Source organism: Corynebacterium sp. HMSC061H03, assembly GCF_001838215.1.
GTDB lineage: Bacteria > Actinomycetota > Actinomycetes > Mycobacteriales > Mycobacteriaceae > Corynebacterium > Corynebacterium jeikeium_D.
This window is the reverse complement of the sequence record NZ_KV836049.1, coordinates 1-1016: the sequence shown is the minus strand read 5'-3', so window position 1 is coordinate 1016 and position 1016 is coordinate 1. Positions and strand designations below refer to the sequence as shown.

Here is a 1016-nt window from a genome sequence, read left to right as displayed (position 1 = left end):
TGTGTTGAATGTTTGGTCTATTAGTACCGGTCACCTCCACACCTTACGATGCTTCCAGATCCGGCCTATCAACCCCATCATCTATAGGGGACCTCAAAAGAAACCTAATCTTGGAACAGGCTTCCCGCTTAGATGCTTTCAGCGGTTATCCCTTCCGTACGTAGCCAACCAGCCATGCCCCAGGCGGGACAACTGGCACACCAGAGGTACGTCCATCCCGGTCCTCTCGTACTAGGGACAGCCTTCCTCAAGTTTCTACGCGCGCGGCGGATAGAGACCGAACTGTCTCACGACGTTCTAAACCCAGCTCGCGTGCCGCTTTAATGGGCGAACAGCCCAACCCTTGGGACCTACTCCAGCCCCAGGATGCGACGAGCCGACATCGAGGTGCCAAACCATCCCGTCGATATGGACTCTTGGGGAAGATCAGCCTGTTATCCCCGGGGTACCTTTTATCCGTTGAGCGACACCGCTTCCACAAGCCGGTGCCGGATCACTAGTCCCTAGTTTCCTACCTGCTCGACCTGTCAGTCTCACAGTCAAGCTCCCTTGTGCACTTACACTCAACACCTGATTGCCAACCAGGCTGAGGGAACCTTTGGGCGCCTCCGTTACTCTTTGGGAGGCAACCGCCCCAGTTAAACTACCCACCAGGCACTGTCCCTAACCCGGATCACGGGCCGAGGTTGAGATGTCCAATACGATCAGAGTGGTATTTCAACAACGACTCCACCCCAACTGGCGTTGAGGCATCACAGTCTCCCACCTATCCTACACAAACCGAACCGAACACCAATACCAAGCTATAGTGAAGGTCCCGGGGTCTTTTCGTCCTGCCGCGCGTAACGAGCATCTTTACTCGTACTGCAATTTCGCCGGGTCTGTGGTTGAGACAGCAGGGAAGTCGTTACGCCATTCGTGCAGGTCGGAACTTACCCGACAAGGAATTTCGCTACCTTAGGATGGTTATAGTTACCACCGCCGTTTACTGGGGCTTAAATTCTCCGCTTCGACCC

The 1016-nt window shown here is 54.8% G+C and carries 1 rRNA gene; it reads right to left on the bottom strand.

Going from position 1 to position 1016, the window contains the following annotated elements:
• Positions 1-1016 (bottom strand): 23S ribosomal RNA (locus HMPREF2787_RS01480); the annotation flags it as partial.